Below are 25474 nucleotides of genomic sequence, written 5' to 3' on the forward strand. Positions count from 1 at the left end.
CTGCTCTAGGGCTGCAGAATTAGAAACTAACTTTTACTTACCAATTAATCAGCGCAGATTATGAATCAGGATTATATAAAGGCGGACGCGTGGTCTATTGTTGAAGAAGGCTTTGATAAAGAACGGGTAAAGTCATCCGAAAGCCTGTTTAGCATTGGAAATGGTGCCATGGGCCAACGAGCCAATTTTGAAGAACATTATTCTGGCGAAACCTTTCAGGGGAGTTATATAGCAGGGGTGTATTACCCCGACAAGACCAGGGTAGGATGGTGGAAAAATGGATACCCTGAATATTTTGCCAAGGTCCTTAACGCACCCAACTGGATAGGGATTGACGTTTTTGTGAATGGGGAGCAACTGGATTTGAACACCTGCAAAGCTGTAAAGAATTTTAAAAGGGAACTCAATATGCGTGAAGGTTGGTACCAGCGCAGTTTTGTGGCCCAAATGGCCAACGGGATTGAATTACAAGTTAAGACAACCCGGTTTTTAAGTCTGGATTTGGATGAATTGGGAGTCATTGCATATGAGGTTGCACCTGTAAATCTGGATTGTCAGATCAAGTTTGTGCCCTATTTGGACAGCGGAATCACTAATGAGGACAGTAATTGGGACGATAAGTTTTGGAATACTACTAAGCTCGATGTCATTGGCAATCAGGCATTTATTGAAGCCCACACCATGAAGACCAATTTTGCCACTTGTACCTTTATGGAGGCCCAAGCAGCTTACAATGGAAATTCAGTAAACTCAAAAACAGGAACAATAAATGAAACCTACGCTTCTATTGAATTCGAACAGGAAGTAGCAAAAGGAGAAAAAATAACCTTGACCAAATTAGGGGGATATACGGTTTCAAGAAATCATGATAAAACCCAGTTGGTCAATGTCGCCAAGAAGGTATTGAAACAGGGCTCCGATTTGGGATTTGAAGCATTACTTGCAAAACAAAAGGAGGCATGGGCCAAAATATGGGAGATGAGCGATATCACTATTGCTGGGGATATAAAGGCACAGCAAGGTATCCGGTTCAATATATTTCAGCTGAACCAAACCTATCTGGGGAGGGATTCCAGACTAAACATCGGGCCTAAAGGATTCACCGGCGAAAAATATGGAGGAAGCACCTATTGGGACACTGAAGCCTATTGCCTTCCTTTCTATATGGCGACCAAAAATCAAGAGGTGGCCTGGAATCTTTTGGAGTATCGATACAACCACCTGGAGAAGGCCATTGAAAATGCTGAAAAACTTGGTTTTACCAATGGGGCCGCCCTTTATCCCATGGTAACCATGAATGGGGAGGAATGCCATAACGAATGGGAAATTACCTTTGAGGAAATCCATAGAAACGGAGCCATAAGCTTTGCTATTTTCAATTACCACCGTTTTACGGGGGACTACAGCTATATTCCAAAAATGGGGTTGGAAGTCCTGATCGGGATTGCCCGATTCTGGCATCAACGTGTCAATTTTTCCGAGGACAAACAGCGCTACGTCATGTTAGGTGTAACTGGACCCAACGAGTATGAAAACAATGTAAACAACAACTGGTATACCAATTATTTGGCCAAATGGTGCATGGATTATGCCTTGGAGCAAATTGAAGTCGTTGAAAAGGAATATCCACAGGATTATAGACGAATTCAGGCCAAAACCAAAATCACTACCGAAGAAACTTCGGATTGGGCCAAGGTTGCAGACCAAATGTATTTTCCATACGCTGAAAAACACCAAGTCTTTTTACAGCAAGATGGCTTCTTGGATAAGGATTTGGTGCAAGTGTCCGAGTTGGACAAATCGGAACGCCCTATTAACCAGAAATGGAGTTGGGACCGAATTTTGCGCTCACCCTATATCAAGCAAGCGGATGTCCTTCAGGGATTCTATTTTTTTGAAGATCATTTCAGTCAGGAAGCTTTGGAAAAGCACTTCGACTTTTACGAACCCTTTACGGTGCATGAATCATCACTATCTCCCTGCGTCCATAGTATTCAGGCGGCAAAGCTGGGTAGAATGGAGCAGGCCTATACGTTCTATCTGAGGACTTCGCGATTGGATTTGGATGACTATAACAAGGAAGTGGAAGAAGGGCTGCATATTACTTCAATGGCTGGAACATGGATGAGTATTGTGGAAGGATTTGGAGGAATGCGCATAACGGATGGACAGCTATCTTTTAACCCGCAAATTCCTGAGCAATGGGATTCCTACGCCTTTAAAATTAACTATAGGAACCAAATTGTTACCATCTCTGTCTCTAAAACGAGATCAGTTTTCGAATTAACAGGAGATACCGATTTAAAAATCCAAGTAAACGGTAAACCCGTGACTTTGGTTCCGGGCGAAAAGATAGAAGGATGAAACGCAACTTGGGAATAGTACTGTTATTGCTGATGGGGGCAGTGCTTTCCTGTGAATCTAAACCTGACCAAGCCAATCCAAAACAAGAAATGAAGAAGAAAGCAGTTGTTTACCAGGTCTTTACCCGCCTATTTGGCAATACCAATACTACTAATAAACCATGGGGGACCTTGGAAGAGAACGGTGTGGGCAAGTTTGCTGACTTTTCAGAAAAGGCTCTGTCGGAAATCAGAAAGTTAGGGGTAACACATATTTGGTATACTGGGGTGCCTCACCATGCATTGGTCAATGACTATACGGCCTATGGAATTTCCAATGACGACCCCGATGTGGTCAAAGGAAGGGCGGGATCTCCCTATGCGGTAAAAGACTATTACAATGTAAATCCGGATTTGGCCGTTGATCCAGTTAAGCGTCTTGAGGAGTTCAAAGCACTTGTTGACCGTACCCACGCAGCCGGAATGAAGGTAATCATAGATGTTGTTCCCAACCATGTGGCCAGAAGCTACCAGGGTTTGACCAATCCCGAAGGCACCATGGATTTTGGAGCCCATGATGATGTTTCCAAGGAGTACGATGTCAACAATAATTTTTACTACATCCCAGGAAGCACTTTTAAGGTTCCGGAATGGCGGGATGGATATTTGCCTCTTGGTGGAGAGGAATCGGTTTTGGTTGATGGAAAATTTGTGGAGAATCCCGCAAAATGGACAGGCAACGGTTCACGGCTGGCACAACCTAACTTTAACGATTGGTACGAAACCGTTAAGGTAAATTATGGCTTACGACCCGATGGATCCAAGGATTTTGAGGAACTCCCATCAGGAATGGAAAAACAAGGATATATTGAACATTTTCAGTTTTGGGAAAACAAAACCGTCCCCAATTCTTGGGATAAATTCAAGGACATTGCCCTCTATTGGTTGGATTTTGGAGTGGACGGATTTCGTTATGATATGGCCGAAATGGTTCCTGTGGAATTTTGGAGCTACCTCAATTCCAATATCAAAACAAAAAATCCGGACGCTTTTTTGTTGGCCGAGGTATACAACCCAGATTTATACCGGAATTATATCCATAAAGGAAAAATGGATTATCTCTATGACAAGGTGGAGTTGTATGATAGTATAAAGCATGTTATGAAGGGCTATGGCTGGACAGACCATATCCCGGTAGTTCAAAAAAGAATGGCAGATATTGAACACCATATGCTCCATTTTTTGGAAAATCATGACGAACAACGAATTGCAAGTCCGGAGTTTGCTGGAAATGCCCAAATGGGAAAGCCGGCTATGGTGGTTTCTGCAACCTTGAGCACATCTCCAACAATGATTTATTTTGGACAAGAAGTTGGTGAGCCCGGAGCTGAGAACGCTGGCTTTGGAAAACCCAGTCGCACCTCCATTTTTGATTATGTTGGGGTGCCGCACCATCAGCGATGGATGAACCATGGACATTTTGATGGCGGGCAACTTACCGAGGATGAGAAAAACTTGAGAGACTTTTACCAGCGCTTGCTCAATTTTACCATTTCAAGCAATGCCCTGATGGGAGACTATCAGGAAATCCATTTTTATAACAAGGACCATACGGAAGGATATGATCATAAGATACTCTCATTTGTACGGTGGAAAGATGGGGAGAAATTGATTGTCATATCCAATTTTGACGATGTAAAAACGTATACCCTAGATTTGAAAATTCCAGAGGATGTAATTGCCAAGTGGCACCTGGAAAATCCTACCTACCTCTTAAAGGAAGAGTTGTATGGGAAAGAAAAAGCAACACTGACAATCCAGGAAGGAAGAGGCAATGTTAGGCTACAACTACCCCCATTGGAGTCGTATGTTTTTAGCGTGCAATAAAAAAGCGGCCCACAAGGTGGGCCGCCAAAGTTTAGAGGTCGGTTAATTATCTTTATTCCTTAGCAGATGTTTTTTGATAAACCAACGCGATAACCACACCTGTTACCACAAAGTAAACCAAGGCCAAAACAAAGTCCATTAAATGACCGGTTAAATCAAACATGTTGGCTGTGGCATACTGAATCAATGCCGTCCCCAGTCCTGCAAAAAGTGCTATCCAGGCTCCAAATTGCGCACCTTCTTTGGCGCTGTGGTGACCTCTGGCCCATTTACCATAAAGATTGCTCAAGGCAAATGCAGCAACAAGATTCCCCAAAATGATAAAAACAAAATCGGGTTCTTCCTTAAAGATGTCTGTTACAACATGACCATCCATAAGACTCTCAGCTGCTATTCCCCATAAAAGGTATCCAAGCAGAAACATAACAATTGTAGCTACCACCGTAGCCAGTAAATTGGATTTTGAAAACATGCGAGTTAATTTATTGGTTATTAATATGATAAAAATATCAAAATAAATTTAACATATTGATAAAAACTGATATCAATCAATATTGAATGCATAAATTCGATGTTTTTTTTGTAGGATTTTATTGAACCTATTTACCGCCTAAATTTCATTTTCAAATCGTATTTTTAGCTACCAAAATGACTTAGAATGAAAAAAATTTTACTATTGCTTTCTTTTACAATTTTTCTAATCAATAGTTGCGGAATGTTCGAATCCAATCCCTTGGTCATTGGTCATAGGGGAGCCATGGGCCACGAAACGGAAAACACCTTGGCTTCTGTGCAAAAAGCATTGGATTTGGGGGTGGATATGATTGAAATTGATGTGTTCAAGATTAAGAGCGGTGAGATAGTGGTTTTCCATGATGAAAGGGTGGAGAGACTTTCCAATGGGGGAGGTAACATAGAAGAATATAATGTTGTGGATATGCAACAGCTTATCCTGGAAGGCAATCATCGTATTCCAATGCTTCAGGATGTACTCAAACTTATCAATAACCAGGTGGCACTCAACATAGAATTGAAGGGAGCAGATACCGCCGATCGGGTAAACTTCATTACCGACTATTACATAAGGGAAAGAGGTTGGGCCGCCAATAATATCCTTATTTCCAGTTTTAGATGGGATGAGTTAAGGGAAATTAGAAGATTGAACCCGAATGTGCAGATTGCGATCTTAACAGAGGACGATCCCTTGGAAGCGATTCCCGTGGCCAAGGAATTAAATGCGGTTGCCATTAATCCCAATTTTCAATCCCTTACAGAAGAAAATACATCAAAGATGCAGGATGAGGGATTAAAAGTATATACCTGGACGGTAAATGAACCTTCGGATATTGTGAAAATGAAGACGTTTGGGGTGGATGGCATTATCACAAATTATCCGGAACGGGTACATTAATGTTCGATGTAATCATTGTTGGAGGGGGTGCCGCTGGCTTCTATGCTGCAATTCATATTGCAGAAATTGACCCTACATTAAAAATTGCCATTTTTGAAAGAGGAAAGAATGTGCTTTCCAAGGTAAAAGTTTCAGGGGGTGGACGATGCAATGTAACCCACGGCGAATTTTCTCCAAGCGAACTCGTTCTAAACTACCCACGAGGCAAAAAAGAGCTATTGGGTCCTTTCCATGTTCATGGACCTGGTGATGTCATGGATTTTTTTGAACAAAGAGGAGTACCGCTCAAAATAGAGGAGGATGGTCGGGTTTTTCCGGTTAGTGATGATTCCCAGTCCATTATAGATTGTTTGGTTACCGAAGCTCAAAAATTGGGCGTGCAAGTACTTAAAAATAGCGCGGTAAAGCAACTTTCAAAACTTCGAGATAATGGAAGATGGCAGGTGACCACAATGAACAAACATTACCAAGGTAAAAACCTGTTGGTCGCTGCGGGGAGCAGTCTCAAGGCATGGAGGTTTTTGGAAGATTTGGGACATACCATTATTCCTCCGGTTCCATCCTTGTTCACCTTTAATGTTCGAGATCCCAGATTGGCCGAAATCCAAGGAGTAAGTACTTTTGCTTCTGTACAGGTGCCTCCTAAAAAGATATTTTCCTCCAAGGAGGGACTAAATTTAAAAAGTGCTCCTAGGGAAGAACCAGTTTTACAAGCAGAAGGCGATGTGCTTGTGACCCACTGGGGATTAAGTGGTCCGTCCATATTAAGATTATCCGCTTGGGGAGCCAACATCCTGAATGAATATCAATATAACTTTAAGATTAAAATTAACTGGACTCCGGAATACACCTTGGGCTCCATGGAAGGATTTCTTAGGGAAATCAAGGAAGTGGAGGCGAGAAAAACCGTAATTCGTACAAGGGCTGTCAATCTTCCCAAAAGGCTTTGGGCCAAGTTGGTTCATGCTGCAGGAATCCAGACCAACGTGAGATGGGCTGAGGTGACCAAGGAAATGTTACAAAGTCTTGCCAAGGAACTTACAGAGGGTACCTATAGAGTTATTGGTAAAAGCACGTTCAAGGAAGAATTTGTTACTTCTGGTGGTATTGATCTCAAAGAAATCAACTTTAAAACGTTTGGGAGCAAAATACACCCCAACCTTTACTTTGCTGGAGAAATTATCAATGTTGATGCCATTACCGGTGGCTTTAATTTTCAAAATGCCTGGACTGGGGCTTATATTGCCGCCCAAGCCATTGGTTCCAAAAAATAGCTGTTAGGCGAGAGCTATGGCCAATCCGGCTGCCACAGCTGCTCCCAAAATGGGACCGATAATGGGTATCCATGAATAGCCCCAACCAGAGGATCCTTTATCTTTTATGGGAACCAATGCGTGAATAATTCGCGGGCCCAAATCCCTGGCTGGATTTATAGCATAGCCCGTAGTACCTCCCAAGGAAAGGCCTATACCCCACACAATCAAGGCAACAGGTAGGGCACCAAGAGAGCCAAGACCAATTATAGTGCTATCCGAAGTATTTATGGCATCCGTGAAATAAAGCACGGCGAATATTAAAACAAAAGTGCCAATAAGCTCACTAAAAAGATTTAGTACCGTATTGGGAATTGCTGGCGCGGTACAAAAAACACCACGTTTTGTACCACCTTCTTCGGTAGCATCAAAGTGCTTCTTATTTAATAACCAGACGGTAAAGGCTCCCAGCATAGCCCCAATCATTTGAGCAGACACATAACTAGGAACATCATAAATGGAAAATTCCCCGGCAAGGGCCAAACCAACTGTAACGGCCGGGTTCAAATGTGCACCGCTGTGGGGGCCTGCTACCACTACACCTGTGTATACGGCCAATGCCCATCCAGTGGTAATTACAATCCATCCAGAACCGCTACCATAGGTTTTTTGTAGGGATACGTTGGCATTAACACCGCATCCCATTAAGATTAGTAGAAAGGTTCCAACAATTTCAGAAATAAAAGGAGTCATATTAAGTGGGTTGGTTATTTGTTAGGATTGAATTTTAAGCTTCGTTTGCCCAATATTCCAAAGCTTTTATGGCCTTGTACCAGCCTTTGATTTTTTGGTCAATGGTTTCCCGTTCTGTTGAAGGTTTAAAATGAACATCGGTCTGCCAAATATCTTGAATTTCTTCGGGACTTTTCCAATAATTCACCGCCAATCCAGCTAAATAGGCTGCACCCATTACCGTGGTCTCAACCACCTTGGGTCTTACCGTAACCGTATCCAGTACATCGGCTTGGAATTGCATCAAAAGGTTGTTGACCGTTGCCCCTCCATCAACCCTTAGTTCATTTATGGTAATCCCGGAATCAGCCTCCATGGCCCTTAGAATATCCATGGTCTGATAAGCAATGGAGTCCAAAGCGGCCCTGGCAATATGGGCATCCGTGCTGCCACGGGTTAACCCGAATACCGTACCTTGGGCATGTTGGTTCCAATAGGGCGCCCCCAAACCTGCAAAAGCGGGAACAAGGTATACGCCGTCAGAATCCACCACGGAACCCGCCAATTGTTCCACCTCGGAAGAGGTCTTAATGATTTTGAGACTATCACGAAGCCATTGCACCACTGCACCGGCAATGAAGACACTACCTTCTAGTGCATAGGTCGTTTTCCCATTAATTTTCCAAGCTACCGTAGTCAGCAAATTGTTTTTGGAAACAATGGGTTTGTCCCCAATGTTCATCAACATAAAACAACCTGTTCCATAGGTGTTTTTCACCATACCTTCCTGGGTGCACATTTGCCCAAACAAAGCGGCCTGCTGATCACCAGCTATCCCGGCTATCGGAATTTTGGAAGCGAAAAAGTTGGGACTGGTGTACCCGTATACCTCGCTGGACTGCTTTACCTTGGGCAGCATTTCCTTCGGAATTCCGAAGAGTTCCAATAGTTCTGCATCCCAATCCATGGTATTGATATTGAACAAAAGGGTACGTGAAGCGTTGGTTACATCGGTAATGTGCAAGTTGCCTTCAGTCATTTTCCAAATGAGCCACGTATCAATGGTACCCATTAACAGATCTCCCGATTTTGCTTTTTCCTTAGCCCGATCAACATGATCCAAAATCCACTTCACCTTGGTGCCGGAAAAGTAGGAATCGATGACCAATCCTGTTTTGTTTCTGATCATTTCCGATTTCCCCTGGGACTTTAGCTCGTCACAATATCCTGCCGTTCGTTTGTCCTGCCAAACTATGGCATTGTAAATTGGCTCAGCTGTTTGCTTATCCCAAACCACTACGGTTTCGCGTTGGTTGGTAATTCCAATGGCCGAAATCTGTTCCGCTTTCAATCCCTTCTGGCTAACAGCTTCTGCTGCCATGCCGGCTTGCGTAGCCCAGATTTCCTTGGCATCGTGCTCCACCCAACCTGGTTTTGGAAAAATCTGTGTAAATTCTTTTTGGGCTGCAGCTACGATGGTACCCTGCTGATCAACCACTACGGCTCTGGAACTTGTTGTTCCCTGATCTAGGGCTAAGATATATTGGTCCATAAGTTTTTTTTGATGCCCCTCAATTTAGTAAAATAAATCTGTGTAGTTTCGAAATGCATATTAAGAAAGATGAAAACTTTTATCGTACTCCTTAGGGGAATCAATGTGGGTGGTCAAAAGAAAATAAAAATGGCAGACTTAAGGCAATGTCTTACCCAATCTGGATTTCAGGATGTTGAAACCTATATTCAAAGCGGGAATTTAAGTTGCAAGAAGGATGGTCTTACGGCAAAGGCGGTGGAAATTGAAGTGCATAAGGTAATCCTAAAACATTTTGGATTTGATGTTCCTACCTTGGTACTTACCAAGGAGGAATTAAAACGCATCATAGATCAAAATCCCTACGCAGGGGAAGAAGAAAAAAGCCTCTATTTTGTGTTACTTAAATCCGAACCAGAGAAAGATCTAATGGATAGCTTTAATTTGCTCCATTTTGACAATGAAGCGTTTCAGGTGAACCACAATTGTGTGTATCTCTGTTGTAAGGCAGGTTATGGGAAAGCCAAACTCAGCAACAATCTCATTGAAAATAAGCTAAAAGTACAGGCCACAACCCGAAATTTCAGGACGATGATGAAGTTACTGGAAATGGCCCAATCCTAATTCAGTTCCCAAATTTTGTAATTGAGCAGGGTGGCAAAACAAACCCAAAGAAGATAGGGAACCAGCAAGAAAGAAGCTAGCTTGCTCACTACCCGGAACCATTTGATTGTTAACGCGATGAGGGTTAGTAGCACCAAAATCACCAAAAATGCCCAAAACGGATTCTTGAGTCCAAAGAAAACGATGCTCCACAGGGCATTGAACAAGAGCTGGAATCCAAAATGATAGAGGGCGGTCTTTACCCAAATATGATGAAAGCCTTTGGACCAAACAATGCCTGCAGCTACTCCCATGAGTACATATAATGTGGTCCAAACGGGGGCAAAAATCCAATTTGGGGGATTAAAACTGGGCTTGTTGAGTCCAACATACCAATCATTGACAGAACTTTGGGTGGCAAAACTGGACAGAAAACCAATCAACAAACAAATAAGTACGGATAGGGTTATATAGGTCAGTTTTTTTTTCATGGCAATGGCATTCCCAACTAAAATAAGAATTTATTTAACTCCGAGTCCTTGTAACCTCCTGCACTCCATTATCTTTGCCAAAAGTTTTTTGAATGACCGAAAAAGACTTTCTGCCAAAACATACTGAAGCTTTACCTGAATCGGGAAAAGTTGCATGGAAAGCACCGAGTAACATTGCACTTGTAAAATACTGGGGGAAGAAGGAAAATCAAATTCCGGCCAACCCCTCCATTAGTTTTACTTTGGATGCTTGTGCCACAAGGACCACACTTTCATTTCAAAAAAAGGAGACAACTTCCAAGTTTTCATTTGACTTGTATTTGGACGGTAAGCCGAAGGCTGACTTTAAACCAAAAATTGAGGTATTTTTTGATCGTATTGCCGAATATGTACCCTTTGTGAAGGAATATCATTTTGTTATAGAGACTTCCAATTCCTTTCCCCATAGCAGTGGTATAGCGTCCTCCGCCAGTGGAATGTCAGCTTTAGCACTTTGTCTTATGGACTTGGAAAGACATATGCAGCCGAATATGGATCCTTCTTTTTTCATGAGAAAAGCCTCTTTTTTGGCTCGATTAGGCTCAGGAAGTGCCTGCAGAAGCTTGGAAGGCGATTTGGTGGTTTGGGGCAAGCACGAATCTATTGAAGGAAGCAGCAATTTGTTTGGTTTAAAATATCCATATAAAGTCCATGATAATTTTAAACATTACCATGACACCATTTTGCTGGTAGATAAAGGCGAAAAACAAGTAAGTAGTACCGTAGGTCACAACCTAATGCACGGACACCCATTTGCCGAAGAGCGGTTCAAACAAGCTTATCATAACCTGACTTCCTTGCAAACTATTTTGGAATCAGGGGATTTGGAAGAATTTGTAAAGGTGGTAGAAAGCGAGGCCCTGACCCTGCATGCCATGATGATGAGCAGCAATCCATATTTTATTTTGATGAAACCCAACACCTTGGAAATCATCAATAAGATTTGGGGATTTAGAAAGGAAACCGGAATGCCTGTTTGCTTTACGTTGGACGCAGGGGCCAATGTACATGTGCTGTATCCAGAATCTATTAAGGATAGTGTTATACAATTCATTCAGGATGAATTGGTTGCCCATTGTGATAACGGACACTATATTTGTGATCGAATTGGGACGGGAGCTAAAGAATTAATCATCCCTAAAAAGTAATCAAGCCAAAATTTTAGCGTTCTTTGTCCTGAATTTGGCAAATAGCGCTGGATTTCAACCGAAAAATCATTTTGTTTAACCGATCAAGAGTTGAATTAAACAAAATAGTTTGTATTTTAGATGCAATAATGAAAGGACCTCTTTTTTATTCTAAGATTTTATTATTTGGGGAGTATGGGATCATCAAGGATTCCAAGGGACTTTCAATTCCCTATAATTTTTTTAAAGGCGCCCTAAAGACCGATCAAAACCCTGCACCATCTGCAAAACAATCCAATGAAGGCCTTAAGGCTTTTGTAGGTTATTTGAGAGAATTGGAAAAAAAGGAAAAGAATTTGGTTTCTTTTGATTTGGAGGTAATGGAGCGGGACGTGAACCAAGGAATGTATTTTGACAGTTCCATCCCACAAGGTTATGGAATAGGAAGTAGCGGGGCCCTTGTTGCCGCTATCTATGATAAATATGCCAATAATAAGATTACAGTTCTTGAAAACCTTACCCGGGAAAAATTGTTGAAACTCAAAACCATTTTTGGTTTGATGGAATCCTTTTTTCATGGCAAATCTTCGGGTCTGGATCCCTTGAACAGTTATTTGAGTCTGCCCATCCTCATCAACTCCAAAGACAATATTGAATCCACCAGCATACCCTCCCAAAACACGGAAGGGAAAGGTGCTGTATTCTTGTTGGATAGCGGTATTACTGGAGAAACTGCTCCAATGGTGCAGATTTTTATGGAAAAAATGAAGCAAGAAGGTTTCCGGAATATGATTAAAGACCAATTTGTGAAACATACAGATGCCTGTGTGGAAGATTTCTTGAACGGGAACATGAAATCCCTTTTTGGAAATCTAAAGCAGTTATCGCATGTGGTTTTGGATCACTTTAAACCCATGATCCCTTCCAAGTTCCATAAACTTTGGCAGCAAGGTATTGAAACCAATGACTACTATTTAAAACTCTGCGGTTCTGGAGGCGGAGGTTATATTTTGGGTTTTACCCAGGATTTGGATAAAGCCAAAAAAGCACTCAAGGGATACAATTTGGAAGTTGTTTACAATTTCTAACCACAATCGTCATGCTTAGTAGAAGAAATAAACTCTTGCTTTTTAAGCTGTTGAGTTTGTTTTCTGTGGTACGTGGGTACAATATTTTGGTCATTACCCTGGCCCAATATTTAGCTTCGATTTTTATTCTTTCCCCACAAACCAGCTTACGGGAAGTTGTTCTTGACCTTAATCTATTTCTAATTGTGACCGCTTCAGGCTTGGTGATTGCAAGTGGCTATATCATCAATAACTTTTACGATGCCGAGAAGGACTTGATCAACAAACCACGGAAAACTATGTTGGATAGGTTGGTAAGCCAACGATTCAAACTCACTACCTACTTTATCCTGAACTTTCTGGCGGTGCTGGCCGCAAGTTATATTTCGTTTCGGGCGGTTTTATTTTTCTCAAGCTACATTTTTGGCATTTGGTTGTATTCCCATAAGCTTAAAAGGGTTCCTTTTCTCGGAAATCTGGTTTCAGCTTCTTTGGCCATCGCTCCTTTTTTTGTGGTTTTTGTGTACTACGGCAATTTTGAGACGGTCATATTCGTACATGCCCTATTCCTCTTTCTGTTGATTTTGGCCCGTGAAATGATCAAGGATCTCGAAAACATGGCAGGGGACATGGCCCAGAATTATAAGACCATCCCAATCCTCTATGGCCCAAAAGTATCCAAGATCATTATTGGTTTTCTAATTGTTTTAACGCTGGCGCCGGCCTTGCTGTTGATCAAAAGTTTTGATGTGGGATACATGCATCTGTATTTCATCGCATGCATTGTTTTGTTGGGACTTTTTATCATTTTGTTATGGAAAGCCCGTGGCAAAAAGCACTATGTTTGGTTGCATAATATTCTAAAGTTCATCATTGTTGCTGGAGTGATCAGTATTTTGTTGATTGATGTGGACTTGGTTATAAATCGAATTTTGTGATGGAAAATCATTTAAAGGTAGCATTGGCGCAAATAGCCCCGGTTTGGCTGGATAAAAAAGCGACCATCCAGAAGATTGAAGCAACAATTCTGGAAGCGGCAAAGGAAAAGTCGGAACTTCTGGTTTTTGGCGAAGCTTTCTTGCCCGGATATCCTTTTTGGTTGGCCTACACCGAGGGTGCCGCTTGGGACTTAAAAGTCAACAAAGAATTACATGCCCATTATGCTCGAAATTCCATTCAAATGGAAGCGGGAGAGTTGGATTCAATATGCACCTTGGCGCAAGAAAACAACATAGCGCTGTATTTGGGAATGATGGAACGTGCCAAAGATCGTGGTGGACATAGTTTATACTGCTCATTGGTTTATATCAACCCGAATGGAGAAATCAAATCCGTGCACCGAAAGTTACAGCCTACCTATGATGAACGGCTCACTTGGGCTCCAGGTGACGGCAATGGTTTACAAGTCCACCCACTGAAACAATTTACGGTTGGAGGACTCAATTGTTGGGAGAATTGGATGCCGTTGCCCAGAACGGCCTTATATGGGCAGGGAGAAAATCTGCATGTGGCGGTATGGCCCGGGGGACTTCACAACACTAAGGATATCACCCGTTTTATTGCCCGCGAATCCCGGAGTTATGTTATCTCTGTGTCCTCTTTGATGACCAGTTCAGATTTTCCGAAAGAGACGCCGCATTTGGACAAGATTTTGAAAAAAGCACCGAAGGTGATGGCCAATGGAGGCAGTTGTATAGCCGGCCCAGATGGCGAATGGATTGTGGAACCCATTGTAGATCAAGAAGGCCTGATTTATCAAACTTTGGACTTCAATAGAGTTTATGAAGAGCGCCAAAACTTTGATCCTGTAGGCCATTATTCCCGCCCTGATGTGACCAGGCTTTCGGTCAATAGGGAAAGACAATCCACTGTGGAGTTTGAAAAATAGCTCTGGATAGTGTGGCAGGGAGCATAAAACACTACTTTTGCAAAAAATTTACGACTGATGCCGAAATCAGACAATCCACGAAATAGGAAGTCCACCCAAAATACGGGGCGAAATCAAGGAAAACCGCATGCTAAAAAATACGGTTCAAAACCTAAAGCGAATACCCCAGCCAAAAAATCCAACCCCAACGAAATCCGATTGAACCGCTACGTGGCCAACGCCGGAATTTGCTCCCGAAGGGAGGCAGATACGTATATAGCTGCGGGCAGTGTTTCTGTGAATGGTAAAGTGATTACCGAAATGGGCTATAAGGTGAAACTTACGGATGATGTTCGGTTTGATGGAAGAAAGCTCAATCCTGAAAAGAAGGAGTATATCCTGTTGAACAAGCCCAAAAACTTTATCACCACTACCAATGACGAAAAAGGAAGACGCACGGTGATGGAGCTGGTTTCTAGCGCTTCTAAAAACCGTTTGTTGCCTGTTGGACGATTGGACAGGAATACTACAGGGTTGTTGTTGTTTACTAATGATGGCGACCTCACAAAAAAACTGACCCACCCTACCCACGGAGTGCGTAAAATTTACCATGTGCATTTGGATAAAAGTCTTAACCTTTCCGATTTAAGAAAAATTGAAACTGGCTTGGAGTTGGAGGATGGAGCTGTAGAAGTGGATGATGTGAGCTATATCCAAGGTGCGCCAAAAAAGGAAGTCGGAATTCAAATCCACAGTGGACGAAACCGTATCGTCCGTCGCATCTTTGAACATTTAGGTTACCATGTCACTAAATTGGATCGTGTAATATTCGCTGGACTTACCAAAAAAGACCTTCCCCGTGGACATTGGCGCCATTTGACAGAACAAGAGGTGGTGAATTTGAAGATGATCAAGTAATCTGGGAACATATTGATTGACATTGGTCGGGTTGAATGAATTTTCACCGTTAAGATTGGTGAAAATTTGTGTCAAATAAATCATATAAAACGTCCATCTTCTTTTTTATTAGGCAAGTATTAATAGGGATGCAATCAAACATATAATTCCCACAATACCGCTGGCTATTTTATTATCACCTTCTGTGAACATCGTACGAAAGGCCGCAATAACAAAAATTATTCCGAGTACAACCGTAAAAGCAAAAGAAACGCCTTCAGGTTCACCTTCAGTACAACTATTTAGCAACACTATAATTGTTAAATGGATATATGTGTTTTTGTTTCTCATAATTAGTCTGGCTTTTCTGATATTGCATAGAACATTTAGCAAAAAATCGTTTTAATGATTTTTAGAGGACGATAATTGAAGTTCGAGAATTTCAAAGAAAAAAGAAGGGTGGAATTGACGAATGCCCCACTTGGATTGACGGATGGACAGTTAAGGTGAAAAAACTCTTTTTACAGGTATAATTTTTCCATCTTTCAGCATTAAAATGAATCCTCATTAATGTTACAGATTATTTTAAAGTGATAAGGGCGTAAATTTGAAGATGATTAAATAAATGCCCTTTTGAAAAGCATCAAAGAAAAAACACATCTGGTATTTTGGATATTGGGAATCCTCCTGATTGTTTTACAAGTATTTTTCACAGTAGTCTACCCGGATTCAACACTGGATATAAATATCCATGACACCTACTTTGTCATCGCATATGCACATTTGTTCAATGTACTGGGGACATGGTTTATTCTTTGCGGAGTTGGGTATTGGATTCTAAAGCTCAGAAGAATCGAAATTTTTGGCTGGATGTTCTGGTTTCATTTGATTTTCACGGTCCTTTTTCCGTTAAGTTTTGCAACAACCAATATGGATATAAAACCAACCATGGAAAATTTTAGGATGATACAGTACGTTGAATCTCTTTGGTTTTTCGGATTGATATTATTCGTTATAGGTCAAGTACTTTATTTCCTGAACATTTTTATCTCAACCCTTAAAAAGGTGAAATCAAGATAAAATCCATTAGTTGGATGAGTGTACTTTTTCCATCTTTTCCTTAATTTCCTCCAAACATAAATTCCCCAAACTACCTTCATGGGTATGTTCAATATCCCTTTTGGGTTTAAAATTTCCATTCTCAATGGCTTGCCCCATGGTTTTGTAGGCGTCCCGGAAAGGCATTCCGTTTTTGACCAGCTCATTCAGAGTATCTACGCTAAATAGATAATCGTATTTGGGGTCATCCAAAATATTGGGATTCACTTGGATTTCCTTCAAACTAAAAATGGTCATTTCCAAACAAGCTTTTATATCCTGAATGGCAGGCACAATCACTTCCTTCACCAATTGTAGATCCCTATGGTATCCGCTCGGAAGATTGTTGGTAATCAAGGTCAGTTGGTTGGGCACGGCTTGAATTTTGTTGCACTTGGCCCTAATAAGTTCAAAAACATCCGGATTTTTCTTGTGGGGCATGATGCTACTGCCCGTAGTCAGTTCGTTGGGAAATGAGATAAAATCGAAATTCTGGCTCATGTACAAACAGATATCCATGGCCAATTTGGATAGGGTAGCAGCTACGCTGGAAATTCCAAAGGCGGTCGCCTTTTCAACTTTCCCACGCCCCATTTGGGCTGCAACTACGTTATATTTCTGGGTCTTGAATCCCATTTCCTTAGTGGTAAAAGTCCGATCTATGGGAAAAGAACTTCCATAACCGGCTGCACTTCCCAACGGATTTTGGTCGGCAATCTTATAAGCAGCTTGGACAAAATGGAGGTCGTCCACCAAACTTTCTGCGTAGGCCAAAAACCAAAGTCCAAATGAGGAGGGCATGGCAATTTGCAGATGCGTATAACCCGGAAGCAATACGGATTTGTGTTTTTCCGCCAAGTTGAGCAGAAGGTCAAAAAGTGATTTCACCTCACTTTTAATTTCGCTAAGCTCATTTTTTAAATACAACTGCATAGCTACCAAAACCTGATCGTTCCTTGACCGTGCGGTATGGATTTTCTTTCCGGTATCACCCAGTTTTTTGGTAAGTAGAAATTCAATCTTGGAATGCATATCCTCAAAATTATCCTCAATGGTAAAAGTTCCTTTATCAATGGATTTGGCAATGGTACCCAGTTCCTTTACCAAGGCTTCGGACTCCTCTTTGGAAATCAAGCCCACTTGAGCCAACATTTTGGCATGGGCTTGGGAGGCCATCACATCATATTTGGCCAATAGTAAATCCAGTTCCCGGTCGTTACCTACGGTAAAATGGTCAATTTTTTTATCTGTACTAAAACCTTTGTCCCAGAGTTTCATAATGTTGTATTGTTTTGGTTTGTCATTGCAACCAATGCATCCATTGCTTTTGTTGCATTGATTGTGTCCACAAAAATGTGGTCGTGGTAATAGGCCGCAACTACATTGCAGCTGATTCCGTGCTTTGCCAACGTATTGGAAAAAGCTGCGGTAAGCCCAACGGCTTCTAGGGAGGAATGAATTCTTAACGTTATGCAAGATGCTACAAAACCATAACTTAGACCTAGGTCGTCCGCTACCGACTTTTCTAGAATCAGGGTAATGCCTTCTTTTTCCCGATAAAAGCCATGGACTTTGGATAGATCTAGAGCTGACAAATCATCCACAGCGACAAAAACAAAAGCTGTAGGGCTTAGTTCCGGTTGCATATTTGCGATTAGCGCGGATAAATTAGTTTCTCCCGTCATTGATCAATTCCTTTTAATTTAAAAATCCTGAAAGGATTTTGATATATAGATCAATTCCTTCCTCAATTTCATTCACATAAATAAATTCATCTGCCGAATGCGATCGTGTACTATCTCCAGGCCCCAGTTTTATCGATTGACAAGTCAATGCGGCCTGATCGGACAGCGTGGGGGATCCATAGGTTTTTCTGTCCAAGGCCATCCCACTCTTTACCAAATCGTGCTTGGGGTCAATGGAAGAAGAATTCAGTCGTAAGGAACGTGGCGTCATTTTGCAGGGGGCTTCCCGTTGCAACAAATCAGCAACTTCCTTATTGGAGTATCTATCATTTACGCGCACATCCACTACCAAATCCACTTGGGCCGGAACCACATTGTGCTGCTTTCCTGCATTGATTTGGGTCACGGTCATTTTTACCTCACCCAAAGCCTCCGAAACCTTGTCAAAAGTGTAATTTTTGAACCAGTTTAAGACGTCAATGGTGTTGTAAATGGAATTGTTGTTATTGGGATGGGCTGCATGGGAAGGGGTTCCCTCCACAACGGCATCAAAAACTACCAGCCCTTTTTCCGCAATGGCCAAATCCAATAGGGTAGGTTCGCCAACAATGGCCACATCAATGTTTGGAAGTATGGGCAACAATCCCCTCAAGCTTTTTTCCCCAGCATTTTCCTCTTCCGCCGTTGCCGCCATAATGATGTTGTGGCTTAGATTTTCAGCTTCATAAAAGTGCACAAAAGTGGCCAAAAGGGAAACCAAACACCCTCCGGCATCATTGCTGCCCAGACCATAAAGTTTTCCGTCCTCCACATGGGGATGAAAAGGGTCTTTGGTATACGCCGAGTTTGGTTTTACGGTATCATGGTGGGAATTGAGGAGCAGAGTTGGTTTGGCTTCATCAAAATGCTTGTTGAAAGCATAAACATTATTGACTAGCCGTTCTGTTTTTACCCCAAAACCTTGGAGCCAAGTTTCAATGGCATCGCCAGTTTTATCCTCCTCTGCTGAAAATGAGGGAATGGAAATGAGCTGCTTTAGCAACTCGATAGCTTTTTGAGTCAACGTTTGTTGGTCAGTTTTCATAGGGTCAAGGTCGTGAAATTTGAGTTCGAGGCGTCCAACATGGTATGGTTTCCAATACAGACTTGTTTCACCTTATTTTGAAGCGCATGAAAGCAATTGTGCATTTTAGGTAACATCCCATCTGCAATGATTCCCCCTTCCAATAAGCTTTCATAAGTTTCAGAGTTGATGTGTTGGATGACCGAATCCTCATCTTCAATACTTCGCAGAACACCTTGTTTCTCAAAACAATAAAACAAGGTAGTCTCAAACAGTCCTGACATTCCTATAGCCAGTTCGGCGGCAATGGTATCGGCATTGGTATTGAACAATTGTCCTTTGCCATCATGGGTCAGTGCACAAAAAATGGGAGTGAACCCAGCTTGTAGCAGGTTAAAAATTCCATTGGAATTTACGCCATCTACATCGCCGACCCATCCAAAATCAATTTCTTTTACAGGTCTTTTATGGGCTTGGATGGCATTTGCATCAGCCCCACTCATGCCAATGGCATTGGTTCCTTGGGACTGCAGTTGGGCCACGATTTTTTTGTTGACCAAACCAGCATACACCATTATGGCCACATCCAAACTTTTACTGTCGGTAATTCTCCTACCATTGATCATATGGGCCTTTATACCCAACTTGTTCCCAATTTCGGTGGCCTTTTTTCCTCCCCCATGTACCAAAATTTTGTTTCCTTTCATTTTGGAAAAAAGGGAAAGGGTATGGGAAAGTTGGCTGTTGTCCTCAATGACATTGCCCCCGATTTTTACTATGGAAAGTTTTTCACCCATTTTATGCATTTATTATTCCGCCATCAATGGTCATTGCCGAACCTGTTATCCACGAGGAATCTTCCGAAGCCAAGAACAACGCCAATTTGGCAATATCCTCTGGAGTTCCCAATCGCTTGAGCAGGGTGGCATTTTTGGCATTTTCCACCGCTTCCTCTGGTTGGTCAAATGCTATTGCCGAATCCCAAATCAAAGGGGTGTCCACAGGGCCGGGACAGATGGCATTTACCCTGATTTTTGGAGCATATTCTACGGCCAATTGCTTCATCAACCCTAAGGATGCTGCTTTGGAAGCACAATAGGCCGGATGGTTGGGAAAACTCTTAAAAGCGGCAATGGATGCATTTATCAATATATTTCCTCCTTCCCCTTCTTGTAAAAAAGGAATGGCAAATTTGGAGCAATAAAAGATGGAACTTAAGTTGGTATCAATAGTGTCACGCCAAGTTTCAACGGAAAGGTCCACCACATTTCCCAAACCAAGAATCCCGGCATTCAAGGATAAAATATCCAATCTTCCAAACTTGTCCATGGCCGTAGCCACCAATTTTTGGTTGTAATCCACATCATTTACATCACCAGGGACAAAGACACTGTTTTCCAGTTGTGCGGCCAATTGGTTCCCTCGCTCCAAATTGCGACCAGATAAGATCAAGGAGGCACCGGCTTCATGATAAGCTTCAGCTATGGCTTTTCCCATGCCGCTGGTAGCTCCCGTTACAATACCGACTTTGTTATTTAGCTTTAATTCCATTTTATAGGGATTCAAGAATTTTCTTTAAAACAATTTGTGCCGAATATGTCCGATTGTTGGCCTGTTCCACCACCAGGGACTGATCGCTGTCCAACACGACATCGGCTACCACTACATTTCTTCTAACGGGGAGGCAGTGCATGAATTTAGCCGTGCCAAGCTGTGCTTGGGTCAACATCCAATTGGGATCTTGGGAAATTACTTTTCCATAATCCGAATAGCTACTCCAGTTTTTCACGTAAACAAAGTCGGCATTTTCCATGGCTTTATCCTGATCATATTCAATCTGGCACCCATTGGTGATTTCAGGGTTCAATTCATAGCCCTTAGGATGGGTGATTACAAAATCCGCATCCTGCAATTTCATCATTTCTACAAAGGAATTGGCCACAGCATGAGGCAGTGCTCTGGGATGTGGCGCCCAAGAAAGTACAACTTTGGGTCTGTCTTTGGAACCAAATTCCTCTAAGGTTATAGCATCAGCAAGGGCTTGCAAGGGATGACCCACCGAACTTTCCATGTTCACCACAGGAACGTTGGCATATTTTTTAAAACCGTTTAGAACTACCTCAGCTTCGTCCAATGCTTTGTTTTCCAAACCTGCAAAAGCACGTATGGCCACGATATCGCAATATTGGGACACCACCTGTGCAGCTTCTTTGATATGTTCCGCCTTGCCTTGATTCATAACCGTTCCATCTTCAAATTCCAGTTGCCAACCTTCACTACCGAAATTCATGACCATGACCTCCATTCCTAAATTTATGGCGGCTTTTTGTGTACTCAAGCGGGTACGTAAGCTGTTATTGAAAAAAAGGAGACAAACAGTTTTGTCTTTTCCAAGGGACTTGAATTTAACCGGGTCTTTTTTCAACTCGATGGCCTCTGCAACCGCTGCCTCTAGGTCTTTAATATCGTTGATGCTTAAATAATGCTTCATGCCTTGATTTTTGTAAAGTGGATTTGGTCTCGAAAACTATCAACAATGAAATTGTCTTTCAGTCCATTCACAATCCATGTTTCTATTCCCGCCTTTTTCGCAATACTGGCCGCCTCTATTTTAGATTGCATGCCTCCTGTTCCGTGGGAAGATTTGACCGAACTCACCTCTTTCCCCAATTCCGTGATGGAAGCTACTTCCTTTATGGTTTCGGGTAGCTTTCCATCCAAGGATTCTTTGGTGTAAATGCCATCTGTATTGGTTGCAATCAAAAGGAGGTCCACTTTTAAAAAGGCTGCCGTAAGTGCCGCCAATTTATCATTATCTCCAAATTTGATTTCATCGGTGGCCACAGTATCATTTTCATTGATGATGGGAATAACATCATTGGCCAACAATACGTTGATGGTGTTCTCAATGTTCACCCTTGCTTTTTCATTTTCCAAATCGGAATAGGAGAAGAGGCATTGTGAAGTGAACAACCCCAATTCCCTAAAACTCTCCTGAAAAATGTGCATCAATCTGGGTTGACCGATAGCAGCCAATGCCTGTTTCACGTCAATTTCCTGCCCATTGTGTTCCAGTTTAACAAATTGTTTGGCGGTGGCAATGGCGCCGGAAGAGACCAGGATAAACTCATATTCCTCTTTCAGCAAAGCAATTTGCCTACCGATATCCTCAATTTTGCCCCTGGAAATTTGATTGGTTTCCTTGGTGAGCGTATTTGAGCCAATTTTTATCAGAACCCTTTTTTTCATCCCTTTATCTTGTTTGGCCGTTTCCTTTGATGTACCATTTATTGGTTACCAAATGGGTTAATCCAAGAGGGCCTCTTTGGTGTAATTTATCCGTGCTTATGGCCAATTCCCCAGCCAGGCCAAATTGGCCGCCGTCGGTAAACCGGGTAGAAGCATTGTGGTAGACCGCTGCGGAATCTACCGATTCCATAAATAGGGAAGCTTCTTCTTGGTCTGAGGTAATAATGGTGGCTGAATGCCCTCCGCTATGGGTGTTGATTCTTTCAATGCTGTCCTCAAGTCCTGAAGTTTCACCCAACACAATTTTGTAATCCAAAAACTCTTCTTCCCAAATATTCTCATTGGTAATGAGTTCGGTATCTCCATGTTCTGAGATGGCCTTATCCGAATAAATGGCAACCTCTTTGTTTTTAAGTGTGTTGATCAATTCGGAAACGAAAGCCTCCTTATTGGGGAGTTCTTTATCAATAAGCACTTTATCCAAAGCGTTACAGGCCGATATTTTGGCAATTTTGGCGTTCACAATGATATCTGTTGCCATTTGGGTATCTGCGGTCTTGGCCACATATAAAAAATTGTTGCCCCTACCGCTCACAATTACTGGGCATTTGGCATGTGCTTTTACAAATTGAATCAAACATTCACCGCCCCTAGGTACGATCAAATCGATTTTCTGATCCGGGTTGGCCAAGAAATCTTGGGTTTCTTGTCGGGAGTAGTTTAGGTAAGTGACCCAATCCTTGGAACATTCATTTTCTTCCAATGCCTGATGCCATAACTCCACCAGCACCAAATTACTTCGTAGGGATTCCTTGCCCCCTTTCAACAAGATTTTATTACCAGACTTAAATGCGATTCCAGCAGCCTCAATGGTCACATCAGGTCTAGATTCATAGATGATCATAACGGTGCCAAAAGGAGCGGTTCTATTGCTCACCTGCATTTGGTTTTCATGGGTGAAGGTATAGCGTTCCACACCTATAGGGTCGGGTTGCGAAGCCAATTCTTCCAAGGATTGAATCATTCCTGAAACCTTCGCCTCATCCACTTTTAGACGGTCCGCCATTGCCAAATCCCCGCCATCGTATGCATTTAGATCTTCTGCATTGGCCACTATCAACTTTTCGGCCTGTTCCTGAATCAGTATGGCCATTCGCTTTAGAACGGCATTTCGTTTTTCCATATTCAAAAGTAAACTCATGACAGCTCGGCTTTTAGGGCATCAAAAAATTGATCCATTTGATTTTTGGTGATATTAAGTGCGGGCAAAAACCGCAAGACGTGCTTGTCCTTTGCTCCACCAGTAAACACTTTTTGATTGTTAATCATATTTTTTCGTAGGGAAGCCACTTCAAAGTCAAACTCCAAGCCTAACATAAGTCCTCTTCCCTTGATATTTTTCACCGCAGGAATTTCCTTGGCTTTCTCCAGAAAATAAACTCCTAGTTCAGCTGCATTTTGGGTCAAATTCTCCTGCTCCATCACTTCCAGAACAGCCAAAACTGCTGCACATGCCAGATGGTTGCCTCCAAAGGTGGTACCCAATAGTCCATAAGAGGCTTTAAAGGATTCATGAATCAACACTCCCCCAACTGGGAATCCGTTCCCCATACCTTTGGCAATGGAAATAATATCGGGTTGAATTTTGTGATGCTGAAAAGCGAAGAATTTTCCGCTCCTTCCAAAACCACATTGCACTTCATCTGCTATCAAAACTACTCCGTTTTGCTTGCATTTTTCAGCTACAAATTGGAGGAATGGGGTGGTGGGTTCGTCCAATCCACCTACGCCTTGGATGGTTTCCAAGATTACTGCACAATAATCACCTTGATTGATAGCTTTTTCAAGAGCATCAAAATCATTGAAAGTAAGAAAAGTAACTTCCTGCTGCTTATTGAGAGGTGCATTAATGCTTGGATTGTCCGTTGCAGCTACAGCTGCGGAAGTACGTCCGTGAAATCCATTCTTAAAAGCGATGACCTTGGATTTTTTGGTATGGAACGAAGCCAGTTTTAAAGCATTTTCGTTGGCCTCCGCTCCGGAATTGCATAGGAACAGTTTGTAATTTTTACATCCTGATTGTTGGCCTAGTTTATCTGCTAGTTCTTGCTGAAGCGGATTTTGAATGGAGTTGCTATAAAAGCCAATGTTGTCCAGCTGCTCCTTCAATCGTTTTACATAATGCGGATGGGTGTGTCCGATGGAAATAACGGCGTGCCCGCCATAGAAATCGAGATATTTTTGCCCTTTGTCATCAATTACCTCAATCCCTTTTGCAGAAACCGGGGTTACATCGTATAGGGGATATACATCAAATAGTTCCACGCCTTTTTATCCTTTTTTAATTTGGCTGATTTTCTCAAATGAGGTTACAATTCCCCTGATTAGCGAAGAACTCAAACCTTGATGTTCCATCTCATTAAGGCCTTCAATAGTACACCCCCTTGGAGTGGTCACCTGATCAATTTCCTCTTCGGGGTGGCTGCCAGACTCAATCAAAAGACTAGCTGCGCCATTACAGGTGTGCATAGCCAACTCTTGGGCTTCCTTGGCATCAAAACCTAACTGGATGGCGCCCTGTGTGGTGGCCCGTATCAATCGCATCCAAAAAGCGATTCCGCTGGCACAAATCACTGTGGCAGCTTGCATCAAATCCTCCGGGATTTCCAAGGTATGACCCATACGGTTGAAAATACCCTTGGTCAAATCGATACGTTTCTTGCCCAATTCGTTGCTACAAATACAGGTCATGGAATTTCCAACGGAAATGGCCGTGTTGGGCATACTCCTAACAATGTACTTGTCCGCTCCAACAATTTCCTCGATTTTGGAAATACTGAAACCGGTAATGGTACTGATCAAAACATGGTTCTCCGTAAGGAGATCTTTTACATCGTCTAAAATCTTGGAAAAATGTCCTGGTTGAACCGCAAAAATCAGAATATCCGATTGCTTCACAGCTTCATGATTGTCCGTGGTCACTACGACATTCCCGTACTTTTCAAAGTCCTTGATGGAACTGGTGTTTCTTTTGGTCAGGTACATGGAGGTGGCTCCATTGCTGTGCAAAATGCCCTTGGCTATCGCCAATCCCAGATTCCCTGCCCCTATAATCGCTATTTTCATATTATT

25 protein-coding genes are annotated in these 25474 nt (G+C 42.3%); 10 read left to right on the top strand and 15 right to left on the bottom strand.

The annotated features are described in order from the left end of the window. Positions 1 to 60: 60 nt before the first annotated feature. Entirely contained in the window at positions 61 to 2364 is a 2304-nt protein-coding gene (locus FGG15_RS15025) for a glycoside hydrolase family 65 protein (RefSeq protein ID WP_138837663.1), read from the top strand. Further along, a complete protein-coding gene (locus tag FGG15_RS15030; protein ID WP_138837665.1) occupies positions 2361 to 4229 on the top strand; it encodes an alpha-amylase family glycosyl hydrolase in 1869 nt (622 codons plus the stop codon). The genes FGG15_RS15025 and FGG15_RS15030 overlap by 4 nt, the downstream gene beginning before the upstream one ends. 52 nt (positions 4230 to 4281) lie before the next feature. Here FGG15_RS15030 and FGG15_RS15035 read toward each other — a convergent pair whose 3' ends face one another. After that, on the bottom strand, positions 4282 to 4701 hold the full coding sequence (locus tag FGG15_RS15035; protein ID WP_138837666.1) for a hypothetical protein: 420 nt from the start codon (positions 4699 to 4701) through the stop codon (positions 4282 to 4284). Between the two features lie 186 nt (positions 4702 to 4887). Here FGG15_RS15035 and FGG15_RS15040 point away from each other — a divergent pair, with 186 nt between their 5' ends. Beyond that, entirely contained in the window at positions 4888 to 5640 is a 753-nt protein-coding gene (locus tag FGG15_RS15040; RefSeq protein ID WP_237561831.1) for a glycerophosphodiester phosphodiesterase, read from the top strand. Continuing rightward, entirely contained in the window at positions 5640 to 6914 is a 1275-nt protein-coding gene (locus FGG15_RS15045) for a BaiN/RdsA family NAD(P)/FAD-dependent oxidoreductase (RefSeq protein WP_138837669.1), read from the top strand. The genes FGG15_RS15040 and FGG15_RS15045 overlap by 1 nt, the downstream gene beginning before the upstream one ends. A 3-nt stretch (positions 6915 to 6917) precedes the next feature. Here FGG15_RS15045 and FGG15_RS15050 read toward each other — a convergent pair whose 3' ends face one another. Continuing rightward, positions 6918 to 7646 carry an MIP/aquaporin family protein gene (locus FGG15_RS15050; RefSeq protein WP_138837671.1) on the bottom strand — a complete coding sequence of 243 codons (729 nt, stop codon included), beginning with the start codon at positions 7644 to 7646 and terminating at the stop codon, positions 6918 to 6920. Positions 7647 to 7680: 34 nt separating this feature from the next. Further along, positions 7681 to 9177 carry a glycerol kinase GlpK gene (glpK, locus tag FGG15_RS15055; RefSeq protein ID WP_138837673.1) on the bottom strand — a complete coding sequence of 499 codons (1497 nt, stop codon included), beginning with the start codon at positions 9175 to 9177 and terminating at the stop codon, positions 7681 to 7683. Positions 9178 to 9246: 69 nt separating this feature from the next. Between glpK and FGG15_RS15060 the strand changes: the two genes are divergently transcribed. Continuing rightward, on the top strand, positions 9247 to 9780 hold the full coding sequence (locus FGG15_RS15060; protein ID WP_138837675.1) for a DUF1697 domain-containing protein: 534 nt from the start codon (positions 9247 to 9249) through the stop codon (positions 9778 to 9780). Here the strand turns inward: FGG15_RS15060 and FGG15_RS15065 are convergent. Next, positions 9777 to 10250, bottom strand: a complete 474-nt coding sequence (locus FGG15_RS15065) for a TspO/MBR family protein (RefSeq protein WP_138837677.1) — start codon at positions 10248 to 10250, stop codon at positions 9777 to 9779. The two genes, FGG15_RS15060 and FGG15_RS15065, sit on opposite strands and share 4 nt — an antisense overlap. Positions 10251 to 10342: 92 nt before the next feature. Between FGG15_RS15065 and FGG15_RS15070 the strand changes: the two genes are divergently transcribed. The 5 genes from FGG15_RS15070 (at position 10343) to FGG15_RS15090 (ending at position 15268) form a co-directional block, all read left to right on the top strand. Beyond that, complete coding sequence (locus FGG15_RS15070; protein ID WP_138837679.1) at positions 10343 to 11437, top strand: diphosphomevalonate decarboxylase; 1095 nt, start codon at positions 10343 to 10345, stop codon at positions 11435 to 11437. 128 nt (positions 11438 to 11565) lie between these two features. Further along, a complete protein-coding gene (locus FGG15_RS15075; protein WP_138837680.1) occupies positions 11566 to 12504 on the top strand; it encodes a mevalonate kinase family protein in 939 nt (312 codons plus the stop codon). A gap of 11 nt (positions 12505 to 12515) precedes the next feature. Beyond that, complete coding sequence (locus FGG15_RS15080) at positions 12516 to 13421, top strand: geranylgeranylglycerol-phosphate geranylgeranyltransferase (RefSeq protein ID WP_138837682.1); 906 nt, start codon at positions 12516 to 12518, stop codon at positions 13419 to 13421. Next, positions 13421 to 14371, top strand: a complete 951-nt coding sequence (locus FGG15_RS15085; protein WP_138837684.1) for a carbon-nitrogen hydrolase family protein — start codon at positions 13421 to 13423, stop codon at positions 14369 to 14371. The genes FGG15_RS15080 and FGG15_RS15085 overlap by 1 nt, the downstream gene beginning before the upstream one ends. Before the next feature lie 57 nt (positions 14372 to 14428). Further along, the gene (locus FGG15_RS15090; protein WP_138837686.1) at positions 14429 to 15268 is read left to right on the top strand and encodes a pseudouridine synthase; all 840 of its coding nucleotides are present in this window, start codon (positions 14429 to 14431) and stop codon (positions 15266 to 15268) included. Between the two features lie 108 nt (positions 15269 to 15376). Here FGG15_RS15090 and FGG15_RS15095 read toward each other — a convergent pair whose 3' ends face one another. The 11 genes from FGG15_RS15095 to proC form a co-directional block, all read right to left on the bottom strand. Continuing rightward, positions 15377 to 15598 carry a hypothetical protein gene (locus FGG15_RS15095; RefSeq protein WP_138837688.1) on the bottom strand — a complete coding sequence of 74 codons (222 nt, stop codon included), beginning with the start codon at positions 15596 to 15598 and terminating at the stop codon, positions 15377 to 15379. 735 nt (positions 15599 to 16333) lie between these two features. Then, positions 16334 to 17623, bottom strand: a complete 1290-nt coding sequence (gene argH, locus FGG15_RS15100) for an argininosuccinate lyase (protein WP_138837690.1) — start codon at positions 17621 to 17623, stop codon at positions 16334 to 16336. Further along, complete coding sequence (locus FGG15_RS15105) at positions 17620 to 18030, bottom strand: ACT domain-containing protein (RefSeq protein ID WP_138837692.1); 411 nt, start codon at positions 18028 to 18030, stop codon at positions 17620 to 17622. The genes argH and FGG15_RS15105 overlap by 4 nt, the downstream gene beginning before the upstream one ends. Positions 18031 to 18043: 13 nt before the next feature. After that, the gene (locus FGG15_RS15110; RefSeq protein ID WP_138837694.1) at positions 18044 to 19114 is read right to left on the bottom strand and encodes a M20 family metallo-hydrolase; all 1071 of its coding nucleotides are present in this window, start codon (positions 19112 to 19114) and stop codon (positions 18044 to 18046) included. Then, positions 19111 to 19890 carry an acetylglutamate kinase gene (gene argB, locus FGG15_RS15115; protein ID WP_138837696.1) on the bottom strand — a complete coding sequence of 260 codons (780 nt, stop codon included), beginning with the start codon at positions 19888 to 19890 and terminating at the stop codon, positions 19111 to 19113. The genes FGG15_RS15110 and argB overlap by 4 nt, the downstream gene beginning before the upstream one ends. Position 19891: 1 nt before the next feature. Then, positions 19892 to 20644, bottom strand: a complete 753-nt coding sequence (locus FGG15_RS15120) for an SDR family NAD(P)-dependent oxidoreductase (RefSeq protein WP_138837698.1) — start codon at positions 20642 to 20644, stop codon at positions 19892 to 19894. A 1-nt stretch (position 20645) separates the two neighbouring features. Next, on the bottom strand, positions 20646 to 21584 hold the full coding sequence (locus tag FGG15_RS15125; protein WP_138837700.1) for a Rossmann-fold NAD(P)-binding domain-containing protein: 939 nt from the start codon (positions 21582 to 21584) through the stop codon (positions 20646 to 20648). Beyond that, positions 21581 to 22342 carry a glutamate 5-kinase gene (proB, locus tag FGG15_RS15130; RefSeq protein ID WP_138837702.1) on the bottom strand — a complete coding sequence of 254 codons (762 nt, stop codon included), beginning with the start codon at positions 22340 to 22342 and terminating at the stop codon, positions 21581 to 21583. The genes FGG15_RS15125 and proB overlap by 4 nt, the downstream gene beginning before the upstream one ends. A gap of 4 nt (positions 22343 to 22346) precedes the next feature. Beyond that, on the bottom strand, positions 22347 to 23543 hold the full coding sequence (locus FGG15_RS15135; RefSeq protein WP_138837704.1) for a glutamate-5-semialdehyde dehydrogenase: 1197 nt from the start codon (positions 23541 to 23543) through the stop codon (positions 22347 to 22349). Next, positions 23540 to 24667, bottom strand: a complete 1128-nt coding sequence (locus FGG15_RS15140) for an aspartate aminotransferase family protein (protein ID WP_138837706.1) — start codon at positions 24665 to 24667, stop codon at positions 23540 to 23542. The genes FGG15_RS15135 and FGG15_RS15140 overlap by 4 nt, the downstream gene beginning before the upstream one ends. Before the next feature lie 6 nt (positions 24668 to 24673). After that, the gene (gene proC, locus FGG15_RS15145; RefSeq protein ID WP_138837708.1) at positions 24674 to 25468 is read right to left on the bottom strand and encodes a pyrroline-5-carboxylate reductase; all 795 of its coding nucleotides are present in this window, start codon (positions 25466 to 25468) and stop codon (positions 24674 to 24676) included. Positions 25469 to 25474: the final 6 nt, after the last annotated feature.

Origin of the sequence: Flagellimonas algicola, from assembly GCF_005937185.1 — a bacterium.
GTDB lineage: Bacteria > Bacteroidota > Bacteroidia > Flavobacteriales > Flavobacteriaceae > Flagellimonas > Flagellimonas algicola.